Origin of the sequence: Corynebacterium ammoniagenes DSM 20306 (assembly GCF_001941425.1) — a bacterium.
Classification (GTDB): Bacteria; Actinomycetota; Actinomycetes; order Mycobacteriales; family Mycobacteriaceae; genus Corynebacterium; species Corynebacterium ammoniagenes.
The window spans coordinates 2660328-2687137 of the sequence record NZ_CP009244.1; the positions used below are offsets into that span (position 1 = coordinate 2660328).

The 26810-nt window shown below is 57.4% G+C and carries 27 protein-coding genes; 17 read left to right on the plus strand and 10 right to left on the minus strand.

What is annotated here, in order from left to right; genetic code table 11:
* Positions 1-8: 8 nt before the first annotated feature.
* The gene (locus CAMM_RS12175) at positions 9-380 is read right to left on the minus strand and encodes a DUF5318 family protein (RefSeq protein WP_232051085.1); all 372 of its coding nucleotides are present in this window, start codon (positions 378-380) and stop codon (positions 9-11) included.
* Positions 381-517: 137 nt separating this feature from the next.
* On the opposite strand from CAMM_RS12175, the gene CAMM_RS12180 reads away from it, so the two are divergent.
* The 4 genes from CAMM_RS12180 (at position 518) to CAMM_RS12195 (ending at position 3781) form a co-directional block, all read left to right on the plus strand.
* The gene (locus CAMM_RS12180; protein WP_003846849.1) at positions 518-1627 is read left to right on the plus strand and encodes an inositol-3-phosphate synthase; all 1110 of its coding nucleotides are present in this window, start codon (positions 518-520) and stop codon (positions 1625-1627) included.
* Positions 1628-1782: 155 nt separating this feature from the next.
* Entirely contained in the window at positions 1783-2265 is a 483-nt protein-coding gene (locus CAMM_RS12185) for a MarR family winged helix-turn-helix transcriptional regulator (RefSeq protein ID WP_003846851.1), read from the plus strand.
* Between the two features lie 60 nt (positions 2266-2325).
* Positions 2326-3270 carry a universal stress protein gene (locus tag CAMM_RS12190; protein WP_003846853.1) on the plus strand — a complete coding sequence of 315 codons (945 nt, stop codon included), beginning with the start codon at positions 2326-2328 and terminating at the stop codon, positions 3268-3270.
* A gap of 13 nt (positions 3271-3283) precedes the next feature.
* A complete protein-coding gene (locus CAMM_RS12195) occupies positions 3284-3781 on the plus strand; it encodes a hypothetical protein (protein WP_003846855.1) in 498 nt (165 codons plus the stop codon).
* On the opposite strand, the gene CAMM_RS12200 is transcribed toward CAMM_RS12195, so the two are convergent.
* From CAMM_RS12200 to CAMM_RS12210, 3 genes are all read right to left on the minus strand, one after another.
* Positions 3778-4938, minus strand: a complete 1161-nt coding sequence (locus CAMM_RS12200) for an HNH endonuclease signature motif containing protein (RefSeq protein WP_003846858.1) — start codon at positions 4936-4938, stop codon at positions 3778-3780. The two genes, CAMM_RS12195 and CAMM_RS12200, sit on opposite strands and share 4 nt — an antisense overlap.
* 105 nt (positions 4939-5043) lie before the next feature.
* Entirely contained in the window at positions 5044-5979 is a 936-nt protein-coding gene (trhO, locus tag CAMM_RS12205) for an oxygen-dependent tRNA uridine(34) hydroxylase TrhO (protein ID WP_040355183.1), read from the minus strand.
* A gap of 38 nt (positions 5980-6017) precedes the next feature.
* A complete protein-coding gene (locus CAMM_RS12210) occupies positions 6018-7514 on the minus strand; it encodes a DUF1846 domain-containing protein (RefSeq protein WP_003846861.1) in 1497 nt (498 codons plus the stop codon).
* Between the two features lie 67 nt (positions 7515-7581).
* On the opposite strand from CAMM_RS12210, the gene CAMM_RS12215 reads away from it, so the two are divergent.
* Together CAMM_RS12215 and CAMM_RS12220 are read left to right on the plus strand one after the other, a co-directional pair.
* Positions 7582-8391, plus strand: a complete 810-nt coding sequence (locus tag CAMM_RS12215; RefSeq protein WP_040355184.1) for an Fpg/Nei family DNA glycosylase — start codon at positions 7582-7584, stop codon at positions 8389-8391.
* Positions 8379-9875 (plus strand): bifunctional ADP-dependent NAD(P)H-hydrate dehydratase/NAD(P)H-hydrate epimerase, encoded by a 1497-nt coding sequence (locus tag CAMM_RS12220; protein ID WP_003846864.1) that lies wholly within the window; start codon positions 8379-8381, stop codon positions 9873-9875. Before CAMM_RS12215 ends, CAMM_RS12220 begins: the two co-directional genes overlap by 13 nt.
* Before the next feature lie 62 nt (positions 9876-9937).
* Here the strand turns inward: CAMM_RS12220 and CAMM_RS12225 are convergent, their stop codons facing one another.
* Together CAMM_RS12225 and CAMM_RS12230 are read right to left on the minus strand one after the other, a co-directional pair.
* Positions 9938-10642, minus strand: a complete 705-nt coding sequence (locus CAMM_RS12225) for an ABC transporter ATP-binding protein (protein ID WP_003846866.1) — start codon at positions 10640-10642, stop codon at positions 9938-9940.
* Positions 10635-11642 (minus strand): FtsX-like permease family protein, encoded by a 1008-nt coding sequence (locus CAMM_RS12230; protein ID WP_003846868.1) that lies wholly within the window; start codon positions 11640-11642, stop codon positions 10635-10637. The genes CAMM_RS12225 and CAMM_RS12230 overlap by 8 nt, the downstream gene beginning before the upstream one ends.
* Before the next feature lie 178 nt (positions 11643-11820).
* Between CAMM_RS12230 and CAMM_RS12235 the strand changes: the two genes are divergently transcribed.
* The 4 genes from CAMM_RS12235 (at position 11821) to CAMM_RS12250 (ending at position 16713) form a co-directional block, all read left to right on the plus strand.
* Entirely contained in the window at positions 11821-12960 is a 1140-nt protein-coding gene (locus CAMM_RS12235; protein WP_077715844.1) for a sensor histidine kinase, read from the plus strand.
* A complete protein-coding gene (locus CAMM_RS12240; RefSeq protein WP_003846874.1) occupies positions 12961-13581 on the plus strand; it encodes a response regulator in 621 nt (206 codons plus the stop codon).
* Positions 13582-13784: 203 nt separating this feature from the next.
* Positions 13785-15308: an FAD-binding oxidoreductase gene (locus tag CAMM_RS12245; RefSeq protein ID WP_003846875.1), complete on the plus strand. Its 1524-nt coding sequence runs from the start codon at positions 13785-13787 to the stop codon at positions 15306-15308.
* A 97-nt stretch (positions 15309-15405) separates the two neighbouring features.
* Positions 15406-16713 carry a class I SAM-dependent methyltransferase gene (locus tag CAMM_RS12250; RefSeq protein WP_040355193.1) on the plus strand — a complete coding sequence of 436 codons (1308 nt, stop codon included), beginning with the start codon at positions 15406-15408 and terminating at the stop codon, positions 16711-16713.
* 10 nt (positions 16714-16723) lie between these two features.
* On the opposite strand, the gene CAMM_RS12255 is transcribed toward CAMM_RS12250, so the two are convergent.
* Complete coding sequence (locus CAMM_RS12255; protein WP_003846878.1) at positions 16724-17179, minus strand: VanZ family protein; 456 nt, start codon at positions 17177-17179, stop codon at positions 16724-16726.
* A 187-nt stretch (positions 17180-17366) separates the two neighbouring features.
* Between CAMM_RS12255 and CAMM_RS12260 the strand changes: the two genes are divergently transcribed.
* A complete protein-coding gene (locus CAMM_RS12260; protein ID WP_003846880.1) occupies positions 17367-18347 on the plus strand; it encodes an NAD(P)-binding domain-containing protein in 981 nt (326 codons plus the stop codon).
* Positions 18348-18354: 7 nt separating this feature from the next.
* Here CAMM_RS12260 and CAMM_RS12265 read toward each other — a convergent pair whose 3' ends face one another.
* The 3 genes from CAMM_RS12265 to CAMM_RS12275 all read right to left on the minus strand — a co-directional run bounded on the left by CAMM_RS12265 (position 18355) and on the right by CAMM_RS12275 (position 22079).
* Positions 18355-19686: an MFS transporter gene (locus tag CAMM_RS12265; RefSeq protein ID WP_050759852.1), complete on the minus strand. Its 1332-nt coding sequence runs from the start codon at positions 19684-19686 to the stop codon at positions 18355-18357.
* 94 nt (positions 19687-19780) lie between these two features.
* A complete protein-coding gene (locus tag CAMM_RS12270; protein WP_415270373.1) occupies positions 19781-21055 on the minus strand; it encodes an AMP-binding protein in 1275 nt (424 codons plus the stop codon).
* Between the two features lie 403 nt (positions 21056-21458).
* Positions 21459-22079, minus strand: a complete 621-nt coding sequence (locus CAMM_RS12275; protein WP_003846885.1) for a TetR/AcrR family transcriptional regulator — start codon at positions 22077-22079, stop codon at positions 21459-21461.
* A 203-nt stretch (positions 22080-22282) separates the two neighbouring features.
* Here CAMM_RS12275 and CAMM_RS12280 point away from each other — a divergent pair, with 203 nt between their 5' ends.
* From CAMM_RS12280 to paaE, 6 genes are all read left to right on the plus strand, one after another.
* Positions 22283-22726 (plus strand): hotdog fold thioesterase, encoded by a 444-nt coding sequence (locus CAMM_RS12280; RefSeq protein ID WP_003846887.1) that lies wholly within the window; start codon positions 22283-22285, stop codon positions 22724-22726.
* Positions 22727-22906: 180 nt separating this feature from the next.
* On the plus strand, positions 22907-23890 hold the full coding sequence (gene paaA / locus CAMM_RS12285; RefSeq protein ID WP_003846889.1) for a 1,2-phenylacetyl-CoA epoxidase subunit PaaA: 984 nt from the start codon (positions 22907-22909) through the stop codon (positions 23888-23890).
* Positions 23891-23935: 45 nt separating this feature from the next.
* On the plus strand, positions 23936-24223 hold the full coding sequence (gene paaB / locus CAMM_RS12290; RefSeq protein ID WP_003846891.1) for a 1,2-phenylacetyl-CoA epoxidase subunit PaaB: 288 nt from the start codon (positions 23936-23938) through the stop codon (positions 24221-24223).
* Positions 24220-25056, plus strand: coding sequence for a 1,2-phenylacetyl-CoA epoxidase subunit PaaC (gene paaC, locus CAMM_RS12295; RefSeq protein WP_003846892.1), 837 nt, complete (start codon positions 24220-24222; stop codon positions 25054-25056). The genes paaB and paaC overlap by 4 nt, the downstream gene beginning before the upstream one ends.
* A 15-nt stretch (positions 25057-25071) precedes the next feature.
* Positions 25072-25641: a 1,2-phenylacetyl-CoA epoxidase subunit PaaD gene (paaD, locus tag CAMM_RS12300; protein WP_003846894.1), complete on the plus strand. Its 570-nt coding sequence runs from the start codon at positions 25072-25074 to the stop codon at positions 25639-25641.
* Positions 25641-26792, plus strand: coding sequence for a 1,2-phenylacetyl-CoA epoxidase subunit PaaE (gene paaE, locus CAMM_RS12305; protein ID WP_003846896.1), 1152 nt, complete (start codon positions 25641-25643; stop codon positions 26790-26792). Before paaD ends, paaE begins: the two co-directional genes overlap by 1 nt.
* Positions 26793-26810: the final 18 nt, after the last annotated feature.

Consider the following 26810-nt stretch of genomic DNA (forward strand, 5'->3'; position numbering starts at 1 on the left):
CACGCACGTTAACACTTTCCATAGGCTACTTCGGAGGTTAAAAGATGGTTCCATCGACAAGCAATGCATACCTCTACGGTATGGACAGTAAATTCTAAACCTTCTGCCACAAACTCGGCGATTTCCTTCTCGCTCCGGGCGCTGCCCGCGCGACGACCTAAAACCTCGCCATACACCCAGCGTGTATTACGCAGTGTAGACCCACATAACGGGCATGGCCGTAAAGAATCGACCCCGTGGTGGGTTGCGGCTGCGCGCAGCAAGAAATCCGCGTCACGGACCGCGTCAGTATCGACCCGCCCAGCACGCACCTCGCGCAGGGTTGCCGCGCGTTCCCACTCGTGTGAAACCTTGTGTTTATAGGCCACTTGAGGTGTTATGCCACTCACCTTTTCCACCTTAATATCATCAACTTTATCGATCCACCTCCGCACAAAGTAGCACTTGAGAGGCCGTCAACCCTAGGGTTGGGAGTTCAAGGCTTAACCAAAATTATAGTCAAGGAGCATGCCGAAAAATGGCCTCAACAGTAAAGGTTGCCATCGTTGGTGTTGGCAACTGCGCCACCTCGTTAATCCAAGGCGTGGAGTACTACCGCAACGCCGCGGTCGATGAAAAAATTCCCGGGCTCATGCACGCCCAATTCGGCGATTACCACGTGGGCGATATCGAATTCGTTGCCGCCTTCGACGTTGACGCCGCCAAGGTCGGCCAGGATCTCTCCGATGCCACCCGCGCTTCGCGCAACTGCACGATTACCATTACCGAGCTCTCCCATATGAACGTTACCGTGCAGCGCGGCGTTACCTTGGATGGTCTGGGCACACACTACCTGGAAACCATTGAAGAATCCGACGCAGAGCCTGTCGATGTCGTCCAAGCCTTAAAAGATTCCGGCGCCGATGTCCTCGTGTCCTATTTGCCGGTAGGTTCCGAAGAAGCCGATAAGTACTACGCCCAGGCTGCTATCGATGCCGGCGTTGCTTTTGTCAATGCCCTGCCCGTCTTTATTGCCTCCGACCCGGAGTGGGCGCAGAAATTTACCGATGCTGGCGTGCCGATTGTCGGCGACGACATCAAATCCCAGGTAGGTGCGACCATTACCCACCGCGTGATGGCCAAGTTATTTGAAGACCGCGGCGTGCGCCTCGAGCGCACCATGCAGCTCAATGTCGGCGGCAACATGGACTTTAAAAACATGCTGGACCGCAACCGCTTGGAATCCAAGAAGATTTCCAAAACCCAAGCCGTGACCTCCAACTTGCAGGATTCCCCGCTGGCAGGCAAAAAGGAAGACCGCAACGTGCACATCGGCCCGTCCGACTACGTCGAATGGCTCGATGACCGCAAGTGGGCCTATGTCCGCTTGGAAGGCTCCGCCTTCGGTGAAGTTCCGCTGAATTTGGAGTACAAGCTCGAGGTCTGGGATTCGCCGAACTCTGCCGGCATCATCATCGATGCTGTGCGCGCCGCCAAGATCGCCTTGGACCGCGGCATCGGTGGACCTATCTTGCCGGCATCGGCGTACTTGATGAAGTCGCCGCCGCAGCAAATGCCTGACGATGAAGCCCGCGCCGCCCTCGAAGCGTTCATCATCGGAGCAGACACGGCCGACAATCAGGCGTAGACAAACCCACGTAGACCACGCATTTCGGGCTTTCAAGATGTGAGAATATGCCCGGAAGCGTGGTTTAGCTTTGGGTCAAAATATTTTAGGGTCCAAAACCTAACTTTTTGGTTAATTAACTACAAATACGTACATGTGAGCGGTATTCTTGTTTTATGACCGAAGCTAATAATCAATCCCCGTCCAGCCTGGAAGATGCGCTCGAAGTAGCCGAAGATATTCAACCGGCACTTAATAAATTAGTCGTGATTTTCCAACGCACCACCGAAGGTGGATCGTTGACGACCTCGCAGGTCTCGATTATGAACCAGCTCAAAGCCCGCGGTGCCGCGCGCGTTAGCCAGGTCGCCGCCGCTGAGTTAATTCGCATGCCCACGGCATCGAATGCGCTTTACCAATTAGAACAACGCAACTTTATTGAGCGCAGCCGCGATGAAAAAGACCGCCGCGGCGTGATGGTGCAGCTGACTAAGAAGGGCGCTGCCGAATTAGAACGCGTGAGCAAAGAGCGCGCCGAGGCTTTAGCAGAGATTTTGCGCTGGCTAGATGCCGAGGGCTTGCAAACCGCCCGGGAGATCTCCGAGCTTATTACCAAGCTCGCGGAAATTTACCGCCCTACCCAGGATTCACAGAAATAGCGTCGGGCTTACTAGGATGAGGGTGTACAACACATCCTTAACCCCTGACGTTGTTTCTTTATGCCGCTGAATTCAGATAAACGCGCTTACCGTATCCTCATTTCCTGGACGCCGGCCTCCGGTGGTACTGAACCGATCGAATATGCGGCTTGGCTGGCCCGCACCACCCCGGTGGAAGTTCGCGTGCTGTCTGCTTTTGTGCAGCCGTGGCACGAGGTCTCCATGCAAAAACTCGGCGGGAAATACCATAAATGGTTTGCGCAAGAAGCCAAAGCCTGCAAGCAAGCGGTCAAAAACACCCTGCAAGCCGCCGGCATCCCCCGCGAGCAGTGGAATAAAGATTATTCCGTGCTCATGGACGGTCCGTCTAAACCGCAGCTTTTAACCCAAGCCGCCGAAGAATTCGACGCTGACTTGGTTCTGTTGGGCCCCAATCAAGGTGCTGCCAAAGGACGCTTTCTCGCCGGCTCGACCGCCGATAGTCTCTTGCACTATTCGCCGATTCCCGTGGGACTTAGCCCCCGCGCGGCGAAATTATCCAAGCACGGGGTAACCCGGTTGAACTTTGCGCTGACCGAAGAGCAAGGCATCGACGATGTGCCCGCGCTTATCGATGCCGCCTTTTTAGCCTCCACTTGGAACGTGCCCCTGCGCATCATCGTGTTTTCTTCCCACGGGTTAGTCAACGCGCCTATTAATGACAACCTCGATGTGGCCTTGGAATTAACCTCGCAGTGGCGCGAGCATTCTTTGGGCCGGCTAGATATCGCCCGCGAGCGCGTGGGCGAGCGCTTTCCGGACCTCGAAATCCGCACGGAGATTGGCTCCGGCAAGGGGTGGCGCGCCGCAGTAGATTCACTGAAATGGAAAAAGGGCGATCTCATCTGCTTGGGTTCATCACCCATGGGTGCTTTAGAGCGGGTGTTTATTGGATCGCGGGCCACGGAATTGCTGCCGCATCTGTCGGTTCCGATCATCGTATGGCCATCGCGGAAGACAAGCTAGTAGGGTCAAAGATATGAACGATCGTCGGTTTGATTTCACGGGCCCAGATCATCCGGAAAATGATCTGTCCACAGACGCGGACTTTACTAATATGCCGCGGCCTGAGCCCGCGTCGTTCGATGACTTAGCGGATGAGCCCGATCCGGCGCGCATCGCCGAGTTAAACCGCGCCTCAACCCGGCAAGCCGTGTGGTTTACCATCATCACCGTGGCGATCTCGTTGATCGTCGCAGTGGGGTCCGTCGTCATTTTCCGTCTCGTCGGCGGTCCCGAATGCGACGCGGGCAATGCCACGTGGTTTTGCTCCTCAACCCAGCAGATCATCTGGGTCATCGTGGTATCGATCACCCCGATCTTAGGCTTGATCGGCTCCGCAGTAATGTTGATCCGCAAATTGCGCAGTTACCTGCGGTGGCGTCCGTGGATGGGCGCTTTTTGGGTCATGGTGCCACACTGCATGTTTTGGATGACACAAACCCTGCTGGAATTATCCAACGTTTTAAACTCTTAAACCCACACCTTCTTCGCGATGAGATGCATCGCGCCGCGCGTGCAATTGTCATGCCGATTGGCGATGATCCGCCCCGACGGGGTGGTGTAGCGCACGTGCCCGAAGTGTCTATCCACTCGGCCGCGCCGGCGTTTATTCGCCTCATCATCGTTGACTCCGTTGTGATAGGGGCACAGCATCGTCAGATTCGATGGTTCGGTCTGCCCGCCGTGCGCGTGCGCGTCGATGTGGTGGACTTGGCACCTATCGGCCGGCACCGCGCACTCAGGCCACGGGCACACCAGGTTTTCGGCCTTCGCCAACATTCGCTGCTTGAACGAGGCAAAGCGCGCGCTATATAAGTTCACCGGGCCGGAGACGGGGTGGAAAAGCCCCGCGAAGATATCGCGTCCCAGCTCGCCGGCATCCATCGCCGCGAGGTACTCGGCTCCGGTCATCGTGGTGCCATCGGATAACCCGAGCACCACATCATCACCGCGACCGCTCAGGATGCGGAAGGCGTCATCAACCCCGATCGCGATCACCGTGGAATACGCCGGTTTAATTACTCCGCCACCGTCGCGCAGATGCTGCCAAAAAGCCGTGCGCAAGGCTTCACTGCGCGGGACCACGTCCTGCGTTCCCGCGTTTGACGCGCTCGCCGCGTCGTCGGCGCCCTTCTTGCCCGCAGCACAAATGGCATCCAGGGTCTTTTCTAAATCTGTAATCTCGCGCTGCTCATCGGTCACGGTCATCGTGCGCATGCCATCGCGGCTGCGCGAAAACCGCACGCCCGGCTTGCGCGGGGTCGGCCCTACAATCTCGCGCACCCGCTCGGCCGCGAATTCATTGACCTCGTCGAAAGTGCCCGTCATCGCCACTAATTCCGCGCGCAAAGCCCAGGCTTGACCGCGGGCTTTTACTTTCGTCGCGTGCCGGTCAATCATGATTAACCGGTCCACCGACATTCCTTGGCGCTCGGCGAGCTCCAGCGTCTCACGCTGCACGCGCGGGGAATCAGCCGGACCTAAGAACGCGTTGGCGACCCGCTTATACCGTTTGGCTTGATCAACCGACATGCCGTATTCCACAAGATCATAGGCATGCAAGTCCATCACCGCGCGTAGAAAGGACACGCCATGGCTGCTAAAGAAGGCAAAGGCCGATAAAATGTTCATGCCTTCAACCTAATAAGCCCGCGCCCCAACCACGAGCGCAGGCGGTAAAACCTGTGGATAACTCCGCTGTCACATCACCTAAACCGCGAAGTTATCCACAGCTAGCTACTTCTCCGCTGCCTCTAGCTCTGCTGCGACCTGCTGGCAATCCTCGCGGCCACAGTTGGCGGTCGAGGTCTGCGACGCGCAGTCATCGCAAAGCAAGACCTGCTGGCGGCAGGTATCTTCATTGACGCAGTTGACAAAGGTATTGGTCCCCGCCCCACACTGCACGCAGTGACCGAGCTGGATAAACCCCGGATCGTTGACGCCAGCGCCAAATTCGTGGTGCATGCGCTTGTCAAAGACATACATGGAGCCTTCCCACAGCCCCTCGTTGCCATATTTTTCGCCGTAGCGCACAATGCCGCCATCGATTTGATACACGTCTTTAAACCCACGGTTTTTCATCAAGACCGATAAAATCTCACAGCGAATCCCGCCGGTGCAGTAGGAAACAATCGGGCGGTCTTTCATCCAGTCATATTTGCCGGATTCGATTTCTTTGATGAAATCATGGGTGGTTTTCACATCGGGCACCACGGCATTTTTAAATTTGCCAATTTCGGCTTCCATGGCGTTGCGGCCGTCGAAAAAGACCACGTCATCGCCATGCTTTTCGACGAGCTCGTTGACCTCCTCCGGCTTTAAGTGCACCCCACCGCCAATGACGCCATCTTCATCGACTTTGAGCTCACCCGGCGCGCCAAAGGCCACAATCTCATCGCGGACTTTGACCGACAGGCGCGGAAAATCGTCGGCATCGCCGTCGGACCATTTAAAGGCCATCTTTTTAAAACCCGGGTATTCCTTGGTTTTGCGCACGTATTTTTTGCACGCGTCCATATCTCCGCCCACGGTGCCGTTAATACCGTGTTCGGAGATGAGGATGCGCCCTTTGAGCCCTAAGGATTCGCACAAGTCGCGCTGCCACAACATGATGGCTTCCGGGTCTTTGAGGGGAGTAAAGCTGTAGTAGAGAAGAATTTTGCCGATGCTCACGGGAGCTAGTCTAAACCCGCCCCGTGGCATTGGATAAATTATCGCTTCTGATACAGCGCCGTCTTGCGTGCAAAGACAGGATCCGAGGTGACCAAAACGCCTAAGTTGCGGAAGATGCCTTCATCGACCGAGCCTAAGATCGTCGTGGTGTGTACATCGCAGCCCCGCAGTTGTTTGATTTCATTCAGCGCCCGGCGCGCATTGTCATCTTTGGCCGCCGAGACCGACAAGGCAATCAAGACTTCATCGGTGTGCAGACGCGGGTTGCGCGAGCCCAAGTGCTTGGTCTTGAGTGTTTGAATCGGCTCAATGGATTCCGGCGAGAGCAATAAGATGTCATCGGAGATTCCCGCTAAGTGCTTCAGCGCATTAAGCAGCATGGCCGCAGAACAGCCCAGCAGTTCGGAGGTGCGCCCGCGAATGATGGTGCCATCGGCAAGCTCCATGGCGGAGGCGGCGTCTTTGGTCTCCTCGGCGCGCAACCGCGCGGGCATGACCACGCGGCGGTCGGTGGCTTTAATGCCTGCTTTGGCCATGACCACCGCTGCGCGCGAGGACCATACGTCGTCGAGGCCGGCGCGGGCTTCATCGACAAGCGTTTTGAAATAGCGGCGAATGATTTCTTGGTCGCTGGCCTCGCGGCACACCTCATCATCAGTGATGCAATAGCCGACCATATTCACGCCCATATCCGTGGGCGATTGATAAGGCACATGCCCGGTCATCTTCTCCAACAGGGCAGACAGCAGCGGGAAGGCTTCAACGTCGCGGTTGTAGTTGACCGCGGATTCGCCGTGGGCTTTGAGGTGAAAGTGGTCGATGACATTGGCGTCATTGAGATCCACCGTGGCCGCTTCATAAGCCAGGTTAACGGGGTGCTCTAGAGGCAGGTTCCACACGGGGAAGGTTTCAAATTTGGCATAACCAGCCTTGAGCCCCGCATTGAGTTCGTGGTAGATCTGCGACAGCGCCGTCGCCAACTTTCCAGACCCCGGCCCCGGTGCAGTCACCACCACCAAGTCGCGGGTGACCTCGGCGTATTCATTTTTGCCCAGCCCGTCTTCGGAAACAATCAGGTCCGTATTGGTGGGATAGCCCGGGATATTGCGGTGTTTGGAGACTTTCAGCCCCAACCGGCGCAAGCGGTCGACCACCGCGACGGCTTGTTCATTGCTGTCTTCAAACTGGGTGATGACAACATTTTCCACCAAAAACCCGCGCTCGCGGAAGACATCAATCAACCGCAGCACATCATCTTCATACAAGATGCCCAAATCGGCGCGGACTTTTTGCCGGGCGATGTCTTTGGCGTTGATGCACACCAAAATCTCGACGTCATCTTTGATGCGCTGCAGCATGGCGATTTTATTGTCCGGGGTAAACCCGGGTAAAACGCGAGAGGCGTGCATGTCATCGAAAAGCTTGCCTCCCATTTCTAGGTAAAGCCGCCCGCCGATTTCCGCACGCCTGTTGTTGATGTGTTCGGATTGCAACGAGATGTATTTTTCTCGGTCGAATCCTTGTGCTTGCCCCATATCGTGTGCCTTTCTCGCTGACGCGTCCAATCACTGAATGTACCGGAAAACTTATAAACTAGATATCATGCCTGAAGGTCACGTCATTCACCGTTTAGCCCACACGTTTAATCAAGATTTCCGCGGAATGGATCTTGAGGTCTCCTCTCCGCAGGGGCGTTTTGCCACCGAGGCAGAGCAGTTAGATGGGTTTCGCTTAGAGCGCGCGGAGGCTTTTGGCAAGCATCTTTTCTTGCTTTTCGATGCCCCCTCCCCCGCCCACATCATCTACATTCACTTAGGGCTTATCGGGCAGTTTTTATTTGAAGACCCAGAGTCGCGTCGCGGGCAGATTCGGCTGCATATTTCTAATGGCGAACAGGCGGCGAATCTGCGCGGTCCGCAGTGGTGCCGGTTAATTACGGAGGAAGAATACGACGCGCAGCTGGCGAAGGTGGGTTTTGATCCGCTGATTGCCGACACCGACCCGGAGCCGCTGCGTGTGAAAGTGCAGCGGTCGAAGCGCACGATTGGCTCGTTGTTATTAGACCAGGCGTTATTTGCCGGGGTGGGCAGTATTTATCGCACCGAGGTGCTATTTCGCCAGCAGATTTTGCCCTCGCGCCGCGGCAATGAGCTTACGGATGCGCAGTTCGCCGCCATCTGGCAGGACCTGGTGGAGTTGATGAATTACGGCGTGGTGGCGGGCCGAATTGATACGGTGGCGCCAGAGCACACCCCGGAGGCCATGGGGCGTGATCCCCGCAAAGATGACCACGGCGGTGAGGTCTATGTCTATCGGCGCGAGGGTTTGCCGTGTTATGTGTGCAATACGCCGGTGGTCTCGCAGATTCTGGAAGGTCGGAAAGTATTTTGGTGCCCTACGTGTCAGCATTAAGCCCCGTTTATTCGCTCCAGGCCGCGCGCGCGGCAGAGCAAGAAGTCTTAGCTGCCGAGCCCGAGCCGGATGCGGTGATGAAAAAGGCCGCGCAGGCGTGCGCGGGGGTTGCGGTGGCGATGCTGCCGGATACAGGCCAGGTCTTGGTTATTGCCGGTCCCGGTGGCAATGGCGGCGATGGGCTTTTTGCCGGCGCGCACCTAGCACTAGCCGGGCACACGGTGCACGCGGTGCTGGTTGCCGAGCGCGCGCATGAAGCAGCGCTAGCCACCTTTCAAGCCGCAGGCGGGGTCGTGCATACCGGCGCCGATACCGACGATGACGAAACCTACGACCTGGTCATTGATGCCGTCGCCGGCCTGGGGGCCTCGCGCGAGGTGTCAGCTGAGGTCGCCGCGTTAGTCGATCGCGGGGATAAGGTCTTAGCCATTGACTGCCCCACCGGTTGTGGAACGCAGCGCAGCGTGCTGGCCGATGCCACAATCACCTTTGGCCATGCGCGCACCCCACATGCCAACCATCCCGAGTGCGGGCAGGTGGTGGTGGCAGATATTGGGCTCAAGGCGGCCATCGACAAGCATGCCCCCGTGGGCTATACCAGCTTTGAGCCCAGCCGCACCACGGATGTGTGGACTCAGCCTTTACCTGACGATGTCCACCACCTAGCCACTACCGGCCCGCTGCCGAGGTTGATACCGGGGATTTTTGATAATAAATACACCCACGGTGTTACCGGTATTGCCGCGGGTAGTGAGCAGTTTCCCGGCGCGGGCATCATGTGTACGGCAGGTGCGCTGCACATGAGCTCGTCGATGGTGATGACCCTCGGTGATATCACGGAGTTTCCCGAGGTAGTCCCTGCCCGCGATGTGGCTTCTGCCCGGCGCGTGGATGCATGGGTGGTCGGCCCTGGCCGCGGTACAGATGATGCGGCATTAGCAGAGCTCGAAGAGATTTTAGTGACGTCTTTGCCCGTGGTCATCGATGCCGATGCCATTTCTTTAATCGCCCAGCACGACCATCTCCACGATAAGCTTCGCGGCGCGGTGCTGACCCCGCACGCCGGGGAATTTGCGCGCCTGGGTGGCTCGCAGCAAGAACTCAGTGATCAGTGGGGCTGCCATATCCTGCTGAAAGGGCGAATTGCCACGATTACTTCGCCCCAGGCGTTACCCGTCAGTGTTAATACCGGTAATTCTTTCGCAGCAACGGCCGGCTCCGGTGATGTGCTCGCCGGTATTATCGGCGCGTTAGTCGCCCACCGCGCAAAGCAATCCGAAGCGCCGCGGCCAGCGCAGCATTCGATGCAGCGCACGCTGCTATCCGCGGTGGCACTGCACGCGCATGCGGCGGCCCTCGCGGCCGCGCAGCCCGCAGACAATGCGCCAGCAGGTTATGCCCCGACTACGGCGATGGCGATTGCACGCGCGATCAGCCCGGCGATTGCGAAGCTAAGCGCAAGAAACCGACGCCGCAGCTCATAGAGCTTCCGGCGCCGGTTCGGGGGATATGTCCTCAGTATCTCGCAGTTTTCTGCTGTTGGTGCTTAGTGTTTTACTTCGGCGTAATTGACGCGACCGTCGTGGACTTCTACTGCTTGGTCCACAAAATCCAGCAGGGAGCGGTCGTGGGTAACCATCACGGTGGCGGTGTTCATCTCGCGCGTTAAGCGCACAATCAACCCCATGATCTCCTGCGAAAGCGTGGAGTCGAGGGCGGAGGTGGGCTCATCGGCAAGCAAAAGCTCGGGGTCGGCCATCAAAGCGCGCGCAATATTAACGCGCTGGCGCTGACCACCGGAAAGCTGTGCCATGCGACGATTGCCCATGCCATCCAATCCCACGAGGTCCAGCAATTCATCAGCGTGGCTCGGGCGCATGCGCACCCCGCGGATGTGGTCCATAATCAACAGCTGTTCGCGCACCGTAAGTGAAGCAATGAGGTTGGCCTGCTGGAAGATAACACCAATGTGGTCCCGGCGTACCTGCGAGCGGGTCTTGTCATCGGCGCCGGTGAGGTCGATGCCGGCGACTTCCACGCTGCCGGAATTAGGACTGACCAGACCTGCGGCGACAGACAGCAGGGTGGATTTGCCGGAGCCGGACTCTCCGACAATCGCGGTCATTTCCCCCGGCTTGGTGGCAAGGTCGGCGTTATCGAGTGCGGTGACGGTGCTTTCGCCGTCGGGGTAGATAACGGTCGCATTGGAAATCTTCAGTGCGTAGTTCGTGTCGTTTTTCATGTTAAGCATTTCCTCCAAGAGCAATCATGGGGTCAGTTTGAGATACCTTGCGGGTAGCGAGCAGGGCGCCGAGCATGCCGAGCAGCCAGATTCCGATGGTGGGGGCAAGGACGGTGGCAGCGCTGAGTTCAAAGGGCAGGACACCGGAGGCCAGAGCGCCTAAGCCCCAGCCGACCAGGCCGCCGAGGCCAGCGCCGATGGTCAAGATGACAGCGGCTTGGCCGAGAGCATCTTTGAGCAGGTAGTTTCCGGAAGCGCCCAAAGCGCGCAGGATGGATAGGTCACGGGTGCGTTGGATGGTCCAGACGGATAAGAAGGCCACGGTGACCAGGGCGGAGATGACGTACAGGAAGCCTTGCATCGTCAGCAAGGAGCCTTGCTCCGAGGAGTAGGAAGCTAGTCCGTTGAAGGATTCCTTGAGGCTGACGGCATCGCCGTCGTCAGTGGAGGTGAGCAAGACCGTACCGCGTACATCAGCGGGGGCGTGGGTGATATCGGCCCAGTTTTGGGTGGTTGTCCACACCACGGGTGAGTGGGAGTAGTACATATCCGGCACGATGGCAGAGATGATTTGGTCCTGGCCGGCGAGCTTGACCTCGTCGCCGGCAGCAAGGTCTAGGTCCTCGGCGGTGGTCTCGGGGATGGCGATTCCATCGTCGACGGCTTCGTCCGTGCCCGGAATAGTGGTGCCTTCCGGTAGGCCGAACAGGCCAATGCCGGCGGCGGTGTCGTTGACTTCCATGCGGGTTTGGCCCACGCCCAGTGGGGTGGCACCGTCGTGGGCGCTGATATCTTCCGCGGTAACAGCTGATTCAGTAAAGGATGGTTCCTCGGAGGTAAACACGACCCCTTGTGGGTTGAGTGCTTCCAACGCGGAGGTGTTTTGCTTGCCTAGGCCGCCAGTAAGCCCAGACAACATGACAAGTAGAAGGGTGATCATGGCCACGACGCCGGTCATCATGGCGAACCGGCCGCGGGCGAATGCGATATCTCGAAGACTTAAGAACATGACTTCTATTGTGGTTTGCGCAGGTCATTAAGTAATCGGGTCGCCGGTTGGTTTCGCAATCAACCGTCTGGTTGATTCCTCGTCCACCCTCATTCGCACTAGCCTGGGAAAGGTGAGTACTTCGGATTTAAATCCCTTATTGCGCGTGCTCGATGGACTGCGGGTGGGCTTGCATGTCATGTTTGCCTTCCTTTTAGGTTTCGGTGTGCTGCGCTCGCTTTTCGATGCCCCCTTGAACTACGCCGTGCCGCTTTTGTCCGTGGCGCTGGCTTTGTTATATGTGGCGGGCACTGTCGTGGAGCGCCACCGGGCTCAGCGGCGGGAAGCCATTTCGGTGGGGGCGAAATATGGGTGGCTGGCCGGCATCATCGTGTTGTGGCTGGTGTTATTGACGCATTCGCAGGATTTTTTGTGGCTGGAATTTCCGCTGGTGTTTTTGACCTTGCACATCCTGGCTTTGGTGCCCGCGCTTGTAACGGTGGCCGGGCTGTGGGTGGCGGCGGCGTTTGTGCCGTTGTGGTTGCATCCGGAGTCGTGGGCGTTGGCCGCGGCGATTGGTCCGTTGATTGGCACGGCTTTAGCGGTGGCTATCTATTTTGCGTACCGGGCGTTGCACGCCGAGGTGCAGCATCACCGCGCGGTGGCGCGGCAATTGCGCACCACGCAGGAAGAACTCGCTGCCAGTGAGCATCAAGCAGGCCGTTTGGAAGAACGTGAGCGGCTCTCGCGCGAGATTCATGACACGGTCGCGCAGGGGTTAAGCTCCATTGTGCTATTGGCGCGCGCGGCGAAAAGTTCGGAGGATCCGCAGACACAATTGGCCACGATTGAATCCGTCGCGGTGGATAATTTGGCCGAGGCCCGGCGCTTTGTCCGCGATTTGGCCTCGCCGGATGTGCAGGAGTCGTTGCCGGATGCGTTGCGGGGAACACTAGCGCGCATGCGTGAGCGCGGCGCCGCGCTGGGGGAAAAGACGGAGTTTCGCCTGGAATTTGCCGGTGATATCACCGCGACTATTCCGCAGCCGATTGCCGCCGCCGCTATTCGGTGCACGCAAGAAGGGTTATCTAATGTGGTCAAACACGCCCACGCCTCGACGGCGGTGGTGACCTTAAGCGTCTTTGCCGATGCCGTGACCATTGATGTCGTCGATGATGGCGTCGGCATGGATACAACCTCGCCGGAGGGTAGCTTCGGACTGGCAGGATTGGACAGGCGGATTGCAGCCCTTGGTGGCAGCTTGAGTATTGAATCCCAACCCGAGGGCGGTACGGCTTTGGCGGCCCGGTTGCCGTTGACCAGTGAGAAGGAGAAGTAGATGACGATTAAAGTCATGCTCATCGATGACCACCCGGTAGTGCGCGCAGGGCTACGGGCTATTTTGGATTCTTTTGACGATATTGAAGTCGTGGCCGAAGGCCGCAGCGGCAAAGATGTCGAGCGGTTATTTGCGCCGGAATCACTGGCGGTGGATGTGGTGGTCTGTGATATTCAGATGCCCGGCATGGACGGGATTTCTGCAACCCGGCGCGTGCGCGATGCCGGTGGGCCGCCGGTATTGATTTTGACCACCTATGACACCGAGGCCGATATTATCGCCGCAGTCGAAGCCGGGGCATTGGGCTATTTGCTCAAAGACTCCCCCGAGCAAGTGCTTCACGATGCCGTCGTGGCCACCGTTGAAGGCCGCCGCACCCTCTCGCCGGAAGTCGCAGGGCTGCTGGCTGAGCGCGTGGGCCGGCCGCAGCAATCGCTATCGGCACGCGAGATTGAAATCTTGCAGGCGCTTGCGACCGGCGCGTCGAATAAGCAGTTGGCGAAGCAGATGTTTATCTCCGAGGCGACGGTGAAAACGCACCTGATTCACATTTATCAAAAATTGGGCGTGGACAACCGCACCGCGGCGGTGACCGTCGCGCGCGAGCGCAAATTGATTTAGCGGTGGTGACAAAATTCACCATCGCGCGGACTTTTTTCGCCGCGCAATTCACCGCGAGCACGGCCTTTACGGTGATTTCGAGCGAAAACCACTTCCGCGCCGGCGCGCGAGAATTGCTAAAAGCTTGAAGTTTTTCACCTCTTTGGGTCAATATTGACCCTTTGATAGGCGAGGCGACACAAAAGAGGTTAAAGTGGCCTCACATGAGTGTTTCACAAAGTCTGCTGAATATCGGGGGCAATGTGACTAATGCCCTGGGGTCACTAGTTCAACGCCGCAGTGTGGATGCGGAAGAGATCGTCCCCGTGGGGTGGTATCGCCATCAGCAGGGCATCGATAAGCTCAAAGCTAGCTTTGACGCCGTACCCCGTGGCCAGCGTGTGCGTTTGGCGAAAAAGACCTCGAATCTCTTTCGTGGCCGCGAGGGCAACTCGGCTGGTTTAGATGTCAGCGGCCTAGCTGGGGTTATTGAAATTGACCCAGTGGAGCGCACCGCCGAGGTCCAAGGCATGTGCACCTATGAGGACCTGGTGGATGCGACCTTGCCGTATAAGCTGGCGCCTTTTGTTATCCCGCAGCTCAAGACCATTACTTTGGGTGGCGCGGTGACGGGAATGGGCGTGGAATCGACCTCCTTTCGCAATGGGTTGCCGCATGAATCCGTTCTTGAAATGGATATTTTAACCGGCACGGGTGAGATTATTACCTGCTCGCGCACTCAGAATGTGGACCTATTTCGCTCGTTTCCCAACTCTTATGGCTCGTTGGGTTATGCCGTGCGTTTGAAAATTGAGCTGGAAGAAGTCGCGGATTTTATTGAGCTCAACCACGTGCGCTTTCATGACTTGGAAAGCTACCAAGACGCGGTGGCACGCTACGTTAATGAGCAGACTTTTGAGGGCAAGGACTTACACGGCATCGACGGGGTGTCTTTTTCGGCCGATGAGTCCTACCTGGTTTTAGCCGTAGCGACCGATGAGCCGGGCCCGGTCTCTGATTACACCCGGGATGAGATTTACTACCGCTCGCTGCACCACCCGGAAGGTATCAAGCGCGACCGGTTGACCATCCGCGATTATATCTGGCGCTGGGATACCGACTGGTTCTGGTGCTCGCGGGCTTTTGGCGCGCAGGAACCGGCGGTGCGCAAGCTGTGGCCGCGGGAGCTGCGACGCAGCTCGTTTTATTGGAAGTTAATTGGCATCGATCGCAAATACGATGTCGAGCACAACCTGATTAATAAGCGCAAGGGCGAGCCGCATCGGGAGCGCGTGGTGCAAGACGTCGAAGTCACCGTCGACCACATTGCAGAATGGTTGGACTGGTTTTTCAACGCCTGCGATATCCAGCCGGTGTGGCTGTGCCCGATCAAGCTAAATTCCAAGTCGACGGAGCTTATCGGCACCGGTGAGAAGACCAAGGATGCCACGGTGCCGTGGCCGCTGTATCCGCTGGATCCGGAAACCACCTGGATTAACTTTGGTTTCTGGTCGGCGGTGCCCGGTGACCATGTCTCTGCGGATGCTGAGCCCGGCGCGTTTAACCGGGTGATTGAACAGCGTGTCTCGGAGATGGGCGGGCATAAGTCGCTGTACTCCGAGGCGTTTTATAGCCGCGAAGAGTTTGAACAGCTCTATGGCGGCAAGCTGCCCGAGGCACTCAAGCAGGTCTATGACCCGGATAAGCGCTTTCCGGGGCTGTACGAAAAGACCGTCACTGGGGCATAGCCCGATGGGCTAAACGCCCATCGGGGACGAAAACCCCCTGCACAATTTCATAGTCATATATCAATAACCATAATTAGATGAAGGAATGGATTTAGCGATGAGTACCGCGTTTCAACCGATGACTGTCGGCGAGATCATCGATGCAATGATCAAGACCCCAAACCCTTTTTACTGGAAGGCTTTTGACGGCTCGACTGCTGGATCCCCCGAGGCGAAGTACACCGTAAACATTAACTCCCCCGAAGGCTTGTCCTATATCGTCACCAACCCCGGCGATGTCGGCCTCGCGCGTGCTTTTGTCACCGAAGGCCTCACCGTCGAAGGAGAGCACCTCGCGCACCCCTATGGCATCTTCGACTCCCTGCGCGATCTCTACGCCCAGTTCCAAAAGCCGGATTTTTCCACCATGGCAAAAATCTTGCGCTCTTTGGGCTCCATGGGTGCTATCCAAGTTCAGCCGGTGCCCGAGGTAGAGCGTTCCTCGTGGATTGAGCGCAAGTTGCGCAGTGGGCTATCGCGTCACACGAAAGAACGCGACGCCGAGGTCATCTCCGACCACTACGACGTGGGCAATGACTTCTATGAGTTGTTCTTGGGTGAGGCCATGACCTATACCTGTGCCTACTACCCAGAAGAAGATGCCAGCTTGGATGAGGCGCAGGAAAATAAGTACCGCCTGGTCTTTGACAAGCTCAATCTCAAACCTGGCGATACTCACTTGGACGTCGGCTGTGGCTGGGGCGGCATGGTCCGTTATGCCGCACGCCAGGGCGTGAAGTCGTTGGGCGTGACGCTATCGCGCGAACAAGCAGACTGGGCGCAGGCCAAGATTGAAGAAGAAGGCTTGGGCGATCTCGCAGAAGTGCGCTTTTTGGACTACCGCGATGTGACCGAAACCGGTTTTGACGGCATCTCGGCGATTGGTTTGCTCGAGCACATCGGCGTGGATAACTACAAGGACTTCTTTAACTTTATGCATGACAAGCTGCACGAAGGCGGCGTCATGCTCAATCACTGCATTACCTACCCGGACAATCACAAGACCGCCAAGGGTACGTTTATTGACCGGTATATCTTCCCCGATGGTGAGCTCACGGGCTCGGGCACAATTACCAAGTCCATGCAGGATATTGGCTTTGAGGTCGTACACACCGAATCGCTGCGCTTTGATTACATGCGCACCTTGCGCGATTGGTGCGAGAACTTGAAGGGCAATTGGGACCGCGCCGTGCAATTAGTCGGGCTTCCCACCGCTAAGTTGTGGGGCATGTACATGGCAGGATCTGAGTGGGGCTTTGAGCACAATGTGGTCAACCTCTACCAGTTCGTCGGCATCAAGCTTGATGATGAAGGTGGCCGCGCAGGCCTTCCCGAGCGCCGCTGGTGGAACGACTCCGTCTTCTAAAGGCGTTTACTTACAGGTGATAGCGCAGCCCCAGCACCGTCATGCCGGCCAGCAGCAGACTCAACAATACTGCGGTAAGCCGCATGAGTCCGGGGTGCTCGCGGCGCGGAATCACAACCAGTAATCCGGCGCCTAAGACGCCGCCGATGGTGTTGAAGAAAAGGTCATCGATATCGGTATAACCCAGTGCGAAGGCGTACTGGGTTATTTCGATCCCCACCGAGGCAGCACAGCTTGCCCCCACGGCAAGCAAAAAGCTTTTGGTGCGCGCATAAAGCCCTGCGGCCAAGGGCACAAAGAGGGCAATATTGCCCAAGGAGTTAGTCCAGGGGGCGTACCAATAGTTGGGGCGGTCGAAGCCATCGAAAAGCTTGGTATCGATGCTGCGGACGGCGTGCGCTGGCCCATCGACGAGCCCGGGGATGTCAACAAAAGGCTTGCCGAGCGTCACTAATGCGATCACCACAATAGATAGGGTAATTACAAGCGGTGCTGACACAGCGCGTGACGAAGGAGCAGCCGGTGACGGACGGGTCGAAGACGGTCGGGTCGAAGTTGAGATCATGATCCACACAACTTAGCAGGCTGAGATTAAAGGCGGCTGGCAAGTTTGACGCGAATTGACCATAGCATGGAAAAGGACTGGGGAGAGTATGAAAATCTGGGACGCCATCGTGGTGGGCGCGGGGCAATCGGGGCTGGCCACGGCCTATTATTTGCAGAAATTCGGCGTGGAGTTTGTGATGTTAGACGCACATGACTCCGCCGGTGGCATGTGGCCAGATACCTGGCCGTCCTTGACGTTATTTAGCCCAGCGGATGCCTCGAATCTGCCTGGTAAACCCATGCCGTCCTATCCGGGCTTTCCGCCGGCCTCGCACGTGGTGGAGTATTTAGAAGACTATGAAGCCCGCTATGATTTTCCGATTATCCGGCCGGTGCGGGTCGAAGATGTCTCCGTGGATGACGGAGTGTTTCGCGTGCACGCGGGTGACAAGGAGTGGCATGCGCGCGCGGTGGTGGCGGCCACGGGCACGTGGGATGCACCGTTTGTGCCCTTTTACCCAGGGGAGTTTGCTGGCACGCAGTGGCATGCGCGCAATTATCCGGGGCCAGACGAGTTTGCTGGTTCCACAGTCGCGGTGGTCGGCGGTTCGGATTCCGGCGCGCAGATTGCCGCAGACTTGCTCAACGCTGGTGTTGCCACGCGGTGGTTTAGCCGGGAAGAGCCGCACTGGTTGCCCGATGATGTCGATGGTCGCGTGTTATTTCAACGCGCGCGGCAGCAGATCCTAGGAACTAGGGAGCCGGACGGAGAATCCGAGCGAAAGATTCAGGGCGATATCGTGGTCGTTCCGCCGGTGCGCAAGGCGCGCGATGAGGGCAAGCTGTATGCGCAGCCGATGTTTTCTTCGCTCGATGAGCTCGACGTCGATCACCTGATTTGGGCGACGGGGTTTCGGCCGGTGCTCAAGCCGTTTCGAAATCTGCTCGATAAAAATAGCCAACCAAAGGTAGAGGGACTCTACTTGGTTGGCTATGGCAACTGGACCGGGCCTGCCTCAGCAACGTTGGCAGGCGTCGGGCCTTTTGCTAAGAAGACGGCGCGCAAGGTTGCGCGGGGGCATCGATAAGCAAAGGCTAAACGTGGAGGTCTTTGTCCTGGATGCCCTTGGGCACAAGGAGTACGCCGATCAGCGAGATAATAGTGATGACCACGCAGTAGGCGGCAATGGCCATCGAGGTGTTGTAGGTGGTGTAGAGAATTTCTGCGAGCATCGGAGCGAAAGCGCCGCCGATAATCGAGCCGATGGCGTAACCGATGGATACTCCGGACAGGCGCACCTTAACGGGAAACATCTCAGCAAAAAGTGCGCACATCGGGCCGTAGGTAGGGCCGAGTAAGAAGCCGACGACGATAACGGCGAGGTAGAACATCGCAACATTGCCGGTGTCAACGAGCAACCACATGGGCACGGACCAGATGGCGAGGAAGATATAGCCGATGAGGAAGGTGCGCTTGCGGCCGACGCGGTCGGAGAGTTTGCCGAAGTACAAGGTGGAGACCAGCCAGGCGGCGGCGCCGGCGAGCGCTACGGCGAGGGCATCGGTGCGTTCATAGCCGATGTACTTGGTGCCGTAGGAGATGAAATACGCGATAACGAAGTAGCCGATGGCGTTATTGGCGGCGAAGATCAGGGCGCACTTGAGCACGGTGGCCCAGTGGTTTTTAAATAGCACGGCCAAAGGTGCGGAGGAATCCTTCTTGAGCTCTTGCATCTCTTCGAAGGCGGGAGATTCCTCCACGGTGCGGCGGATGAAGTAGCCGACGATGATCAGCACGACCGAGGAGAGGAAGGGGATGCGCCAGCCCCAGGCGAGGAACTCCTCTGTGGTTAAGATGCTGGATAAAATCAGCATGAAGATGGTGGCTAGCGCCATGCCCGTGGGCACACCGATTTGTGGGAAGGCGCCGAAGAATCCGCGGCGACCGTGTGGGGCGTGCTCCACGGTCAGCAGTGCGGCACCGCCCCATTCGCCGCCAGCGGACATGCCTTGCAGGATGCGCAGCAGCACCAACAAGATGGGGGCGGCGATGCCGATGGCGTGATAGGTCGGCAAAAGCCCCATCAACATGGTGGCTGCACCCATGCCCAGCAAGGTGATAACAAGTACGGGTTTGCGGCCCATGCGGTCACCGAGGTGACCGGCTAAGACTGCGCCGAGCGGGCGGAAGAGGAAAGAAATACCCAGCGACGCCCACGAGATGATCTGGGCCAGCGAGGGGTTCGCATTGCTGACGGGGTCAAAGAACTGTGCAGCAAAAATGAGTCCTGCTGCTTGGGCGTAGATGAAAAAGTCGAACCATTCAATGGTGGTTCCAACCATGGAACCGGCAAGCACGCGTTTGTGTTCAGCGGTCATGCCTGCGGTTGGTGGTTGTGGTGGGTTATAAGTTGTAGAAGCAGTCATGTCCTACAAACCTCCGGAATTTCGGCGACAGAGTGTCGGTGGGTCAGTGTCGTCGTCATCAAACGCCTAAGCGCCCGGGGACGTCGTGGGGGAATTAGTGGTTTTCTTTCGGGCGGTTATCAACAAGGCGCTTGGCCTTGCCGTCGCCGCTGGCAACTTGGTCTTGCACAACAACTTCGACGGAGATGCCGATGCGTTGCTTGATCTGCTTGCCGAGCCATTCGGTGGAATCTTCCACGTCATTTTCCGTGGATTCCGGATCGCGCTCGACCAACAAGGTCAGGTGATCGAGGCGGCCCTTCTTCGACAGCACGCACTGGTAGCGAGGACGCAGGCGGTGGTCTTCGGTGATGATTTCTTCGAATTGGGAGGGGAAGCAGTTCACACCGCGCAAGATGATCATGTCGTCATTGCGTGCGGTAATGCGGTCGAGGCGGCGCATCGAGCGAGCCGAGCCCGGCAAGATGCGGGTCAGGTCGTGGGTGCGGTAGCGAATAATTGGCAGCGCTTCCTTGGTCAAGGTAGTAATGACCAATTCGCCGTATTCGCCATCAGGGAGTGGTTCCAGGGTCTCTGGGTGCACGATTTCGGGGTAGAAGTGATCCTCCCACACCGTTAAGCCATCTTTGGTTTCGATGCATTCTTGCGCCACACCTGGGCCCATGACCTCAGACAGGCCATAGATGTCGGTGGCATCGATGCCAAAGCCTTCTTCCAGCTCGTGGCGCATGCCTTCGGTCCAGGGTTCAGCACCGAAGACGCCAACGCGCAAGGAAGTCTCGCGCGGATCCATGCCTTCTTTCTTCATGCGATCTAACAAGGTGAGCATGTAGGACGGGGTGCCCAAGATGGCATCGGGCTGGAAGTCGTGCATGAGCTGGATTTGACGCTCGGTTTGGCCACCGGAGGTCGGAATGGCGGTGGCACCTAGTGCCTCAACGCCGTAGTGCGCGCCCAGGCCACCGGTAAACAGGCCGTAGCCGAAGGTCACCTGGACTTTATCGGAAGGGCGCAGGCCACCGGCGCGGAAGGAGCGGGCCACCAATTCCGACCAGACCTTAATATCGTTGTGGGTGTAGCCCACCACGGTGGGGCGGCCGGTGGTGCCCGAAGAAGCGTGGATACGCGCAATTTGGTGCTGTCCTACCGCAAACATTCCGAAAGGGTATTCGGCGCGCAGAGTGGACTTGTCAGTAAATGGGAACTTCGCCATATCGGAAAGTTCCTTGAAGTCATCTGGGTGCACGCCAACCTCGTCGAACTTACGGCGGTAGTGAGGCACGTTGTAGTACGCGTGGCGCAGCTCGTTTTTCGCGCGCTGGGTTTGCAGCGCGATGATTTCATCGCGTGATGCGTACTCAATGCCCATCTGGGGGCCGTTATTATCGGAGAAGATATCAATTGTGGCGGTCAAGTTAATGCCTTTCTAACCGGGAAGTCTGGGGGTCCACACCCTTGAACCAGATATTCCCACTGGCTGTGCAGAGATCTAGAATGTCATCTGAAATTTTTGCCACAGCGCGATCTTGGGATTCAAGATGTCGCAGACTCTGACCAGATGTCCGCGCGCAGCGCCCTGGGTGGCTGAAATTCACTTACTGACTTACCAATCGGTCAGGTAAATCATGAATGAAGCGTACTAAGAGTTTGTGTTAGGTGCAACACAATTCAAAATCTTTTTTAGCCACATCGCATTTTCGCGCGGAAAACCCCAGCGCTTGATAGCAAACGCGCACCCCGGTACCCCCCGATACCCTTACCCTCGTTCGGGACTAGCTGTGCGCAGCGCCGCCGAAAAGCAGTACCTCAGCATGGCGCGCAATCTCCCCCGGCGAGAGTCGCCCGCCGGGTTCATACCACTCGACTACGGAGTTGACGGTGCCGAACATCAAGCGTGTAAGCACGCCGGTATCTAAATCAGAGCGTACTTCTCCGGCGACCTGGGCGGCATCGATAAGCGGAATGACACGACGGGTTAATTCCCGACGCCGTTGCAAGGCATGTTTTTCCACCTCGGAATTTCCGCGCAGGCGCAGCAGCAAGGTGACAGATTCCTGGTCAGCGCACAGCACTTCGATGGAACCGCGAATCAGCGCGCGAACCTTCTCCCCCGCCGACATATCGCTCTCCGCCGCTTCTTGAAGCACGGCATCAAGGGCGTCTTGGGCACGGGTGACCGCAAGTTCTAAAATCCCCTCTTTCGAGGAGATGTGGTGATACAACGCAGACTTAGAAATACCCAGCACGCTGGCGACATGGCCCATGCTGGTGGCTTCGTAGCCGCGTTGGTTAAATTCGCGCACGGCCGCGTCAATGACGTCGTCGCGGGAATATCCCGGGCGTCCGCGGTGGGTGGAAGTTTGGATATTTACAGGTGGGTTCACACGCCCCATTCAAGCAAAGAAAATCACATTTCCATAGCGCCGCAAACGCAACGACCTGCATTACTGCTGGATACAGCATTAACAAGACCGACCGGACAGTCACTAATAAGACCCCATTTCGCCGTTTAGGCATGTAGACTTTGCCCCACCACACCCGATGAACCGCTCGTTTCTCGCATGGCCTGGCAGATTACCGCTGCAAGGAGTAGCTCATGCGCAATATTTTGGCACCTGGTGTCGCCGAAGAAGAACAATTCGCCCACGTGCGCGAGATGTTCGCCGATGATTTGGCCACCGCCCGACTGGGCATTTCCATCACCCACCTCTCACTTGGCCGCTGCGACGGCACGTTTACCATCACCCCGGAAATGTGCAATGGACACTTAACCGCGCAGGGCGGGTTTTTATTTACCTTTGCCGATTCGCTGTTCGCCGGCGCGTGCAATTCCCCCGGTGAAGTCGCTGTGGCCGTGCACAATTCCATCCACTACATGGCGCCCGCCTTTAGCGGCGATGAAATCCACGGCACCGCAGAAATCAAACAGCACTGGGGTCGCAATGGCATCGTCGATGTCCTGCTGAGCAAAAACGGCGCGCCCATTGCCGAATTCCGCGGGACCTTCCGCCAACTCCCTGGCAAGCCACAAGCCCGATAAGCCGCATCGCTAAGCGGCATCGCCAAACGCCGCGTCGAGCAGCAGCAATGCTCGTGTCGGGTAACAATTCGGCCGCACATGTTGACGTGCATCACATTTAGCCATATACTGACCAACCATTCAGTAAGTATTTGAATTTTCGACAGTTCACCATCCATTTCCCAAGGAGGGTTGCCCACCATGACAACCGCAGAACGCTCCCTCGCTTCCGTTAGCGAAGACGACGTCGCCGGCCAGAAGCTTTTCGATGAGCTCATCGCCGCCGACTCCCGCGTCGAACCCACCGACTGGATGCCGGAGGCTTACCGCAAGACTTTGGTGCGCCAGGTATCCCAGCACGCACACTCGGAAATCATCGGCATGCAGCCGGAGGCCAATTGGATCACCCGCGCTCCATCGCTCAAGCGCAAGTCGATCTTGATGGCCAAAGTCCAAGATGAGGCCGGCCACGGCCTGTATCTTTACTCCGCGGCAGAGACGCTGGGCACCTCACGCGATGAGATGGTGCAGCAGCTTATCGATGGCACCGCGAAGTACTCATCCATCTTCAACTACCCGGCGCGCACGTGGGCTGATATCGGAGCAATTGGCTGGTTGGTTGACGGCGCAGCTATTTGCAACCAGGTCCCGCTTTGCCGCGCATCCTATGCTCCCTATGGCCGCGCGATGGTGCGCATTTGTAAAGAAGAATCCTTCCACCAGCGCCAGGGCTGGGAAATTCTGTATGAATTGGCCCATGGCACCGAGGCGCAAAAGCAGATGGCGCAAGAAGCCATCAACCGCTTCTACGGCCCCGCGCTGCAGATGTTTGGCCCACCAGATGCAGATTCCCCGAACTCCCAGCAGTCCATGGCGTGGAATATTAAGCGCTTTACCAATGATGAGCTGCGTCAGCGTTTCGTCGACATGATTGTTCCGCAGGTCGAGGCTTTGGGCTTGAGCTTTGAAGACCCAGACCTGAAGTGGAATGAAGAACGCGGCCACTATGACTTTGGTGAATTGGACTGGGATGAGTTCAAGGACGTCATCAAGGGCGAAGGTCCGTGCAACGTGCAGCGTATGCAGCGTCGTCGTCAAGCGCATGAAGACGGTGCCTGGGTGCGCGAGGCTGCTGCTGCCTACGCCGAGAAGTACCACGGCACCGCATCCAGTCTGTCGGCCTAAGTACCGCAACCACACTGATTTCAAAGAAGTTGAAGGAGTCACCTCATGACTGAAAACCAATGGCCTATGTGGGAGGTCTTTGTTCGTTCCTCCCGTGGTCTCTCCCACGTCCACGCTGGTTCTTTGCACGCCCCTGATGCCACGATGGCGCTGCGCAATGGCCGAGACCTCTACACCCGCCGCAATGAAGGCAGCTCGGTATGGGTCGTTCCTTCCGAAGCCATCTCCGCAACGGATCCAGATTCCAAGGGTGGATTCTTCGAGTCCGCCAAGGGCAAGGCTTACCGCCACGCCACCTACTACAACAAGAGCGAAGGGGTGCCTCACCTATGAGTGGATTCGCAGCTGCTGATTCCGCCACCACCCAGTCTTTGGGCACAGCTATTTCGGCGGAAGATATTCGCAACTCCGGCATCAAGGCCCCAGACGATGTTGCGCAATACGCCGCCATGCTTGGCGATGACGCCCTGATTCTGGCCCAACGCTTAGGCTGGTGGATCTCTCGTGCCCCGGAGATGGAAGAAGATATTGCGCTTGGCAATATCGCACTCGATCTCATTGGCCACACCCGCTTTTTGTACACCTACGCCGGAACTGCGTGGGATAAAACCGAAGATGACCTGGCTTATTTCCGCACCGAAGAAGAGTTTCGTTCCGCTCGCTTGGTAGAGCAAGAAAACGGCGACTTCGGACAAACCATTGCCCGCCAGTTGCTCTTTTCGCACTACCAATACGCGCTGTATGAAAAGCTGCAGGATTCCGCAGATGAAACTCTAGCGGCTATCGCTGCTAAGGCCATCAAAGAAGTCGAATACCACGTTGACCACTCGAATCAGTGGATGCTGCGTTTGGGCCTAGGCACCGAAGAATCACACCGCCGCATCTCCGCCGGTATCTACTACATGTGGCCTTATCTGGAAGAACTTTTCGAAGACTTAGAACTGCATAAGTCATTGGCCGAGAAAAATATCGCGGTCTTGCCGTCGAGCTTGCGGGACGAAACCCTGGCTCGCATCACCGAGGTGCTAGAAAAGTCCAGCGTTGAAGTGCCGAAGGTCAAGCCTGCTCGGTCTAATCAACGCTCCGGCCGCTTTTCGGAATACCGCGGCTATATCTTGGCAGAAATGCAATCGCTGGCGCGCCAGCACCCTGGCGCAACCTGGTAAAGGAGGTCCCACGCCATGTCTGCAGCAACATCCCCCCATCCATTTGAAAAGCCCACTGTCTCCCCTTCCGATCACGAACTGCGTCCCGATAATGACGCAGACGCCGCGGTCTGGGATATTGCAGCCCGGGTTCCGGATCCAGAAATCCCGGTGATTTCGATTGCCGATCTGGGCATCTTGCGCGGCGCGCAGATGATTGATGGCACGGCCGTTGTCACCATCACCCCGACCTATTCGGGCTGCCCCGCGATGGATCACATCACCGCCGATGTCACCGATGCGTTAAAAGACGCCGGCTTTGACCACGTCACGGTGGATTTGGTGTTGCAGCCGGCATGGACGACGGACTGGATTACCGAAGTCGGAAAGCAGAACCTGCTGGACTATGGCATTGCGCCTCCGACCGGAAAAGCCGCTGTGGGCGGCCCGGTGCCGTTGACCCTCGCACCGCCTCCGGCCATCGCATGTCCGCGATGTGGGTCGAAAAATACTTCCAAACTTGCCCAATTCGGTTCAACCTCGTGCAAGGCGCTGTATAGCTGCCGTGACTGTTTTGAACCTTTTGATTACTTCAAGGTGCACTAATGACTGCTTCGCTGAAAAAGAAAAAGGCCACGTTTAATACGCTCAAGGTCTCCAAGGTTCGCCCCCTGACCGATAATGCCGTGGAAGTTTCTTTCGATATTCCGGAAGAACTCCAGGATGACTACGACTACGTCCCCGGCCAATACGTTGCGCTGCGCGCGACGATTGATGGCCAGGAACACCGCCGCTCCTACTCGATTTGTGATGTGCCACGCCCCGGGCGTTTGCGCGTTGCTATCAAGCGTGACCGCGGCGGCATCTTTTCCACTTGGGCCAATGACACGTTGGAAGCGGGCACGGAAATTGACGTGATGAACCCACAGGGTGCGTTTATCTCGAAGACACACCTGACGGGTCTGAATAACCCTGAGGTCATCCGCGAGGAAATCGCGAAGTTGTCCAATCCGCACCTGGTGGCCGTGGCTGCTGGCTCTGGCATCACGCCGATTATGGCGATTGCGCAGACCGTGCTGGCAGAAAGCGAGGCCAGCACCTTCGAGCTGATTTTTGCCAATAAGGGCGGCGCCGGGGTGATGTTCGCCGAGGAAATCGGTGACCTGAAGGACAAATACCCCACCCGCTTTGCCGTGCACCACGTGCTCTCCCGCGAACAGCGCGTCAACCCGCTGTTTTCGGGCCGCATTGATGCTGAAAAACTGCAGTCGCTGCTCGATAATGTCATTCGCACCGAAACCATTGATGAATGGTTCCTGTGCGGACCATTCGAGCTGGTCCAGCTGGTGCGCGATGAGCTCAACTCCCGCAAGGTTGATGAGCAGGCCGTGCGCTATGAACTGTTTACCACCGGCAAACCCACCGGCAGCCAGCAGCAGACCGGCCGCGAGGTCGAAGTTGACCCTGAGGGCAATAACGTCGATATCACCTTCAACCTCGACGGACTCTCTGGTTCGGTGGAATCTCCTGAATCGGCGAATGAAACCTTGCTCAATGCCACCCTGCGTGCCCGCCCGGATGTTCCTTTTGCCTGCGCCGGCGGCGTGTGCGGTACCTGCCGCGCCAAGCTGGTTGAAGGCGAAGTGGAAATGGCGGAGAACTTCGCGCTGGAAAAGGATGAAATCGACGCCGGTTACATCCTCACCTGCCAGTCTCGCCCGAAGACCTCCACCATCAAAGTGGACTTTGACGCGTAGCTTTCATCGCACAAGCAA